This window comes from Rhizorhabdus sp. (assembly GCF_018006725.1).
Classification (GTDB): Bacteria; Pseudomonadota; Alphaproteobacteria; order Sphingomonadales; family Sphingomonadaceae; genus Rhizorhabdus.
The window spans coordinates 1-6668 of sequence record NZ_JAGMXV010000239.1 but is presented as its reverse complement, the minus strand read 5'-3'; the positions used below and the strand labels follow the sequence as shown (position 1 = coordinate 6668).

Below are 6668 nucleotides of genomic sequence, written 5' to 3'. Positions count from 1 at the left end.
GCCTTTGCCTTGCCCGCGCGCGAATCGGTGACGCCGCCGAAGACCGGAGGAGACGGGCGGCCAGGTTTCCGGCAGTCCCCGCGACGCCAAGAACGACTAAAATAGTCGTAGTTCTGGCAAGTAGTTATTGGCCGGTGGGAGGTGGTCATTCATGATCACCTCCCGACAATCACGGGCCGCACGCGCGTTGCTGGGATGGACACAGGAGACGCTCGCTGACGAGGCCCGGACATCGCTGACCGCGCTCAAGCGTCTCGAATCCGAAAGCGGCCTCGAGGTGTATGAATCGACGCGCGATCTCGTCCGCAGGGCGCTGGAGGCAGCCGGGATCGTTCTGCTTTCGACTGACAAGGGCGAAGGCGTGTTGCTGCTTTATGACCGGAAAGATCAGCCGGCGAGGCGTTGAGCCCCCGCCGTCTCCGGCACGACGACAGAATTTCCTGCGATTCTGTTAACGAAATCCATTCGAGCGATTATAGTCGCCCTATGGGACAAGCAGCACCGTCATTCCTCGACGAACCGCCAGTCAGCCAATCGCTCACCGACTATGATCGTGAGCACATGGCCCTCTATTTGCGTTTGCTCGATTCCGCGCGCGATGGCGCCGCGTGGGAGGAAGCCGTCCAAATTCTCTTCGGCCTCGATCCCGCACACGACCCCCGGCGTTGCCGCCATGTTCACGACACGCATCTGGCGCGAGCGCGCTGGATGACGGAACAGGGCTATCGCGAACTGGCCCGACCCCCACATTGACCGCCATGATGCCGGTTCGGCATCACCGTTTGCCCGTGGTGCAGCTTCCGCCGTGCGGCCTCGTCAGGAATCCTCTCTTCTTCGACAAGCACATAAGCGAAGGGAGGATCGCGATGACGCCAAGTGCGGCAGGATGGCGCTCTTCCGCCGCCTATGAGCATATCGATGAGATGAGCGCGTCCGATCTTGCCTGGGAGTGGCTCCGACGCAACGACGATTATGACGAAGACTTCCAGGAACTGGGCGACGCAGGGACCGACACCAATGCGCTGACCGACAAGATCCGGCGGCGCTGGGGGTTGCGATTTCCCCATCGACCCGTTGGAACCTCCGTCTGAAGCCCACATCGTCTGGCTGCCCGAGGACGACACCAGCGCCATCTTTCTGGGGCCGACGCCCACCCGCCTGCTTGGCGACGCCGAACCGCCGCCAACCTTCGAGAGCGCCTATCGCATAGCAGACGATAGCGAAGACATCCTTCTCTACGATCTCGGCAACGGCCAGCGCGTCCAACTCGTCATCGACCCGACCGCGATGCTCGGCATGCCGCTTGCCGCCGTCATCCCGCTCGACCGTGAAGGTCTCGACCGGCTGGAATCCCTTGGCCGCCTGCTGTCCGCCCTTCACGGCCGGGCCATCCCACCGGATACGCGGCTGACGCGGCAACAGCGTCTGCGATTACGCAGGATGCTGCAATGCTTCGACGGCTACCGCGATGGCGCGACGCAGCGGGAAATCGCGCAGGTCATATTCCACATCGCCGCGCTCGATCGCCAGGAATGGCAGGACGCCTCCGCCCGCCACGCCATCAAATCCCTGCTGCGGGATGCGCGCGCGATGATCGCCGGCGGCTATCGCACCTTGCTCCGGCATCGCCGGCAGAACTGACCGTGTCGGCACCGTAAGCGGTGGGCGATTTCAGGCCCCCCTGACTTCGCCCTGCATCCCGCCGGTCCTGCTTCGCCATCGTGGCCTTCGTCCGCCGCTGATCTCCAGCGGCCTTCACGAAGCTCACGGAGGCCCCACCCATGCGACCCGATCTCGCCGTTCTCCCACCGCGATTCCTGCGCACCAAGGAAGCCGCCGAGTTCCTAAGTCTGTCGGCCCGCACCCTCGAAAAGCATCGGACCTACGGCACCGGCCCGGCCTATCGCAAGCTCGGCGGCCGCGTCGTCTATGCCGTCGACGATCTCGAAGCCTGGGCCGCGCGCGGCGCCGTCACCTCGACCTCCGATCCTCGCGGCTCGATCCTTCCCGCCAAGCGTCACACGCCCGCGCCACCGGCCCATGCCGGCCGATACCCACGCTGATCGTCGGCGAAACCCATCAATGGCGGTGCGGCAACAACACCTATCGGAGCGCGGACAGCTCGACCTGTTTCGGGCGCTCCCTGGCGGGTTCGCTGCCCGAGATGCGCAGGATCTCATGGCCTTTCCCTTCTTCTCCCTTTCCAAATCCCATCGCACCGCGCCGATAGATTTCAACGCTGGCGGCGTGTCGATCCGTGTCGAGGCCGTGCCCGATCACGGCATGGCCACGATCTGGGACGCCGACATCCTGATCTGGGCGGCGAGCCAGGTCGTCGAGGCGCGCGACGCGGGGCTTCGCACCTCGCGCCTGATGGTTGCCACCCCCTATGAAATCCTAAGATTCATCGGCCGCGGCACGTCGCTGCGCGATTATCAGCGCCTCAAGGCTGCGCTCGACCGGCTGCAATCGACGACGATCTGCACCTCGATCCGTCAGCCCGCCGAGGGCCGGCGGCATCGCTTCTCCTGGATCAATGAATGGAAGGAGCGCACCGACCGGAACGGCAAACCTGACGGGATCGAGCTGATCCTGCCAGACTGGTTCTACCAGGCCGTCCTCGACGACGCGCTCGTGCTGACGATCGACCGCGCCTATTTCGGCCTGACGGGCGGCCTCGACCGCTGGCTCTACCGGATCGTTCGCAAGCATGGTGGCCGACAGCGCAATGGCTGGCGCTTCGACTTCCGTCATCTCCACCAGAAGTCAGGCGCGCTCTCCCCCTTCAAGCGCTTCGCCTTCGAGCTGCGCGACATCATCCGGCGCCAGCCGCTCCCCGGCTACACGCTGTTCCTCGAGATCGAGGGCGGCGGCCGCACGCTGCTCGCCTTCGAGCCACAGCCCACCTGTGGAAAAGCTGTGGATGGCGTCGTGCCATCGGGAACCCGAGGGCGCGTGCCATCGGGAACCGGACCCTCGTGCCAACGGGAACTGAAACTGGCCCTAACCCACGGCGCGAAAAGCGAAAATCGCGCCCTTAACTTAGAGTCTAACAGAGACTCTAACCTTGAAGAGCGCGCCCGCGAGGTGGAAAACCTCGTCCGGCAGGCCACGAAGGCCCTCAGCGTCGCCGGCAAACGGCGCCCCGAAGCCGCCGACACACATCCCCTCCCTCAGCTCCCTTTCACGTCCGTTTCGGGGGGACGGCGATGATCGTCGCGCTCCTCAACCAGAAGGGCGGCGTCGGCAAGACGACACTGGCGCTGAACCTCGCGGGCGTTTGGGCGAGCCGGGGCAAGCGCGTCACCTTGATAGACGCGGACCCCCAAGGCTCGGCGCTGGACTGGTCGCAGCAACGCAGCCGCGAGGGCCTGGCTCGCGCCTTCGGTGTCGTCGGCCTCGCCCGCGATACGCTGCACCGGGAAGCGCCGGAACTGGCCCGTGACGCCGACATGATCGTGATCGACGGGCCGCCCCGCGTCGCCAGCCTGATGCGTTCGGCGCTGCTCGCCGCCGACCTGGTGCTGATCCCGGTGCAGCCGTCGCCCCTAGACGGCTGGGCCTCCGCCGAGATGCTGGCGCTCATCGGCGAGGCGCGCATCTACCGGCCGGAGCTGGTCGCGCGCTTCGTGCTCAATCGTTGCGGCGCGCGCACCGTGCTCGCCCGCGAGACGGCCGCGACCCTGGCCGATCACGATCCTCCCGTCCTCGCCGCCACCATCGGTCAGCGCGTCGCCTTCGCGGTCGCCGCGCAGTCCGGCCAGCTCGTCTCCGAACTGGCCGACGGCACGCCCGCCGGGCGCGAGATCGCGGCGCTGGCGGATGCGATCGAATTCTTGAACATCGGGAGGCCGGCGCAATGAACGGGCGCTCGTCCCGCAATGGCTTCGCCTCCCGGCCTGCCAATCCCGAGCGCTGGGTCAAGGCGGCCGACAACCCGCCGCGCGATGCCGGCGCCGGCGGCTACACCGCCCGGCTGACCATCGACGTGACGCCGGCGCTGCGCGGCCGGATCAAGATCGCCGCGTTCGCTCGCGGCGTCACGGTCGCCGACATGCTGCGTGAACTGCTCGCGCGCGAATTTCCCCCGACCTCCGAAGGAGACCCATCATGACCGACGCCGCGGTTTCCCGCGCGCAGGGCGGCTCCATGCCGCGCGCGCATCTCGCCGACCGTCTCACCTATGTCGAGCTGACGCATGTCGAGAAGCGGATCGAGAACTGGATCAGGTTCGGCCACGACGCCCATGAACGGGTGCTCGATCGCCGCCGCCGCGTCTTCTCTTTCCGGCCGGGCAGCCTCTTCGCCTTCGTGCGTTGGGCCGCCAACGACTTCGGCACCATCATCTCGCGCATCGACATCGTGCGCGCCACCGCGCCAGGCGAAGCCTACCAGACGCTGCCCTTCGTGCGCCCCGGCGGCGACATCCTGCTGAAGATCGAGGGCTGGCCCAAGGTCGAACAGGTGCTTCGCCACATCGACGCCGTGGAAGCCCTCGGCATCGACGCCTGCGACGTGGCTTCCGATCACTGGCGTCATGTCGGCAACCGGATCGGCGCGGGCCATGAGCCGCGCGCCTACACGCTGGAGCGCCATGCGGCATGGCTCAAGCGACGGGAGATCCGGCTATGACCCGCTTCGGTTATGTCATGACGACCTATGCCGTGACGATGGGTGTCGCCATCGCCGCCTTCGTCCCGATCGCGCCGCGCCTCGTCTGGAACGCCTCGGCCAGCGCGCCGATCGGTCTCTATGACCTCGCCCCGCCGCACCCTCTGACGGTTGGCGATCTCGTCGCCGCCATGCCGGACAAGCCGCTGTCCGACTTCATGGTCGAGCGCGGCTATATCGGCCGCGACGTGCCGCTGATGAAGCGCGTCATGGGGCTTCCCGGACAACAGGTCTGCCGCATCGGCAACGCCGTCACCGTCGATGCCGTGCCGCTCGGCGAGGCGCTCGACCGCGACCGGCTCGGTCGCCCGTTGCCGGTCTGGCAGGGCTGTCGCCGCATCGCCGACGGCGACATCTTCCTCATGAATGCCGACGTGCGCGACAGCCTGGACGGCCGCTATTTCGGCCCGCTTCCGGTGCGCGCCGTCATCGGCAAGGCGACGCCGCTCTACACCGACGAGGGTGGCGACGGCCGCTTCGTCTGGCGCCCGGCGACACGCTGACCGCTTTCCGTCGTCGGGAGCGGCGCCCGCCGACGGTTCATCCACACCGCCGCCATGGAGACCATCATGTCGCAGATCGGCACGTTCACCCGCGAGCTGTCCGGCTTTGTCGGGCGCATCCACACCCTGACGCTTTACCGCGAAGTCATCGTCGTTCCCACCGAGCCGTCCGAGACGGAAAATGCACCGGACTATCGCATCCATCACGGCGGCGACGATGGCCCGGAGATCGGCGCGGGCTGGAAACGCACCGGAGAGCGCGCCGGCCAATACGTCGCCCTGCTGATCGACGATCCGGCCCTGCCGCAGCCGATCCGCGCCAACCTGTTCCGCGATGACGATGCCGGCAGCGCTTGGTCGTTGCACTGGAGCCGTCCGCAGAAGCGTGACGGGAAGGACTGAGGCGATGCGGCGAACCTCCCTTCTTCTCCTTGCCGGCCTGTCGTTCGGTTGCGCGCTGACCGTTCCGGTCTTCGCGCAACCGTCGAACCTCGCCCCTGCACCCGCGCGAGACCTACTCGGCGAACTGATCGCCGAGGCGGCGCAGCGCTTCGAGATTCCCGCCGCATGGATTCGTGCAGTGATGAAGGCGGAGAGCAACGGCGATCCCCGTGCCATCTCCCCCAAGGGCGCGATGGGATTGATGCAGATCATGCCGCGGACCTGGGCGGATTTGCGGGATCGGCACCGCCTCGGCGCTGATCCTTACGACCCGCACGACAACATCATCGCGGGCGCGGCCTATATCCGCGAGCTATACGACCGCTACGGCTCTCCCGGCTGGATCGCGGCCTACAACGCCGGTCCCGGACGTTACGAGGACTCGCTGAGGGGCCGTCCCCTACCGGCCGAAACGCGCGCCTATGTCGTCAATGTCGCGCCGTCCCTCGGCGGTGGCGATGCACAGGCGCCGGTTCTGATCGCCGCTGCCGATCCGCTCGCATGGACCCAAGCGCCACTGTTCATCGCGCAATCGCAGCGTCGGCCGACAACCGCTCCCGTGCCGGACGAACGCACCTCCAATGACGCGGGGACGACACCGGGCGTTCGCGATGTTTCCGCCATCGTGCCGCAGTCGGGCGGCCTGTTCGTCGCCCGAGCGGATACGGGACGACAGCCATGAGGCGTGTGATCCCGTCCGCCCCGCAGGACGTTTCAGTGTGCAGCGGATGGGACTGGCGACGGTCTCATCCGTGGGCAATGGGGGCAGAACAGGAAGGAAGGCGGGAGGGCAAGATTAAAGCGGACGGCACCCCATGGGTCCGATCCGGGGGGCAAGCCCTTGTCTGCACACTGTTGGGGACGGCACTGCCGTCAGGGCGGCATGGTGCCGCTGGTCATCGCAAACCCTGCATCTACCGCATTTTCGGCGGCACTCTCGCCCAAAACCGGCGTTTTCGGCCGGGTTGCCGTCGATGAGCGCCGACGACGACAACCGTTTCCGGCCAAAGCCCGGCCGCATCCGCTCCGATGCGTCGAAGGCCTGTCAGGCGA

12 protein-coding genes are annotated in these 6668 nt (G+C 66.9%); all 12 read left to right on the top strand.

From position 1 onward, the window contains the following. Positions 1 to 151: 151 nt before the first annotated feature. The 12 genes from KAY22_RS22505 (at position 152) to KAY22_RS22450 (ending at position 6297) form a co-directional block, all read left to right on the top strand. Positions 152 to 406 (top strand): hypothetical protein, encoded by a 255-nt coding sequence (locus KAY22_RS22505; RefSeq protein ID WP_296625416.1) that lies wholly within the window; start codon positions 152 to 154, stop codon positions 404 to 406. A gap of 80 nt (positions 407 to 486) precedes the next feature. Next, complete coding sequence (locus KAY22_RS22500) at positions 487 to 753, top strand: DUF2285 domain-containing protein (RefSeq protein WP_296625415.1); 267 nt, start codon at positions 487 to 489, stop codon at positions 751 to 753. Between the two features lie 113 nt (positions 754 to 866). Next, positions 867 to 1091, top strand: coding sequence for a DUF6499 domain-containing protein (locus KAY22_RS22495; RefSeq protein ID WP_296625414.1), 225 nt, complete (start codon positions 867 to 869; stop codon positions 1089 to 1091). Continuing rightward, complete coding sequence (locus KAY22_RS22490; protein WP_296625413.1) at positions 1075 to 1641, top strand: DUF2285 domain-containing protein; 567 nt, start codon at positions 1075 to 1077, stop codon at positions 1639 to 1641. The genes KAY22_RS22495 and KAY22_RS22490 overlap by 17 nt, the downstream gene beginning before the upstream one ends. A gap of 140 nt (positions 1642 to 1781) precedes the next feature. Continuing rightward, entirely contained in the window at positions 1782 to 2063 is a 282-nt protein-coding gene (locus KAY22_RS22485) for a helix-turn-helix domain-containing protein (protein WP_296625412.1), read from the top strand. Positions 2064 to 2082: 19 nt separating this feature from the next. Further along, positions 2083 to 3213 (top strand): replication initiator protein A, encoded by a 1131-nt coding sequence (locus KAY22_RS22480; protein WP_296625411.1) that lies wholly within the window; start codon positions 2083 to 2085, stop codon positions 3211 to 3213. Further along, positions 3210 to 3863 carry a ParA family partition ATPase gene (gene parA / locus KAY22_RS22475; protein ID WP_296625410.1) on the top strand — a complete coding sequence of 218 codons (654 nt, stop codon included), beginning with the start codon at positions 3210 to 3212 and terminating at the stop codon, positions 3861 to 3863. Before KAY22_RS22480 ends, parA begins: the two co-directional genes overlap by 4 nt. Continuing rightward, positions 3860 to 4114, top strand: a complete 255-nt coding sequence (locus KAY22_RS22470) for a hypothetical protein (protein WP_296625408.1) — start codon at positions 3860 to 3862, stop codon at positions 4112 to 4114. Before parA ends, KAY22_RS22470 begins: the two co-directional genes overlap by 4 nt. Then, entirely contained in the window at positions 4111 to 4632 is a 522-nt protein-coding gene (locus tag KAY22_RS22465; protein WP_296625407.1) for a DUF2840 domain-containing protein, read from the top strand. The genes KAY22_RS22470 and KAY22_RS22465 overlap by 4 nt, the downstream gene beginning before the upstream one ends. After that, the gene (locus KAY22_RS22460; protein ID WP_296625406.1) at positions 4629 to 5174 is read left to right on the top strand and encodes a S26 family signal peptidase; all 546 of its coding nucleotides are present in this window, start codon (positions 4629 to 4631) and stop codon (positions 5172 to 5174) included. Before KAY22_RS22465 ends, KAY22_RS22460 begins: the two co-directional genes overlap by 4 nt. A gap of 66 nt (positions 5175 to 5240) precedes the next feature. Then, positions 5241 to 5576, top strand: coding sequence for a DUF736 domain-containing protein (locus KAY22_RS22455; protein WP_296625405.1), 336 nt, complete (start codon positions 5241 to 5243; stop codon positions 5574 to 5576). A gap of 4 nt (positions 5577 to 5580) precedes the next feature. After that, positions 5581 to 6297, top strand: coding sequence for a lytic transglycosylase domain-containing protein (locus tag KAY22_RS22450; RefSeq protein ID WP_296625404.1), 717 nt, complete (start codon positions 5581 to 5583; stop codon positions 6295 to 6297). The last annotated feature ends 371 nt before the right edge of the window (positions 6298 to 6668 follow it).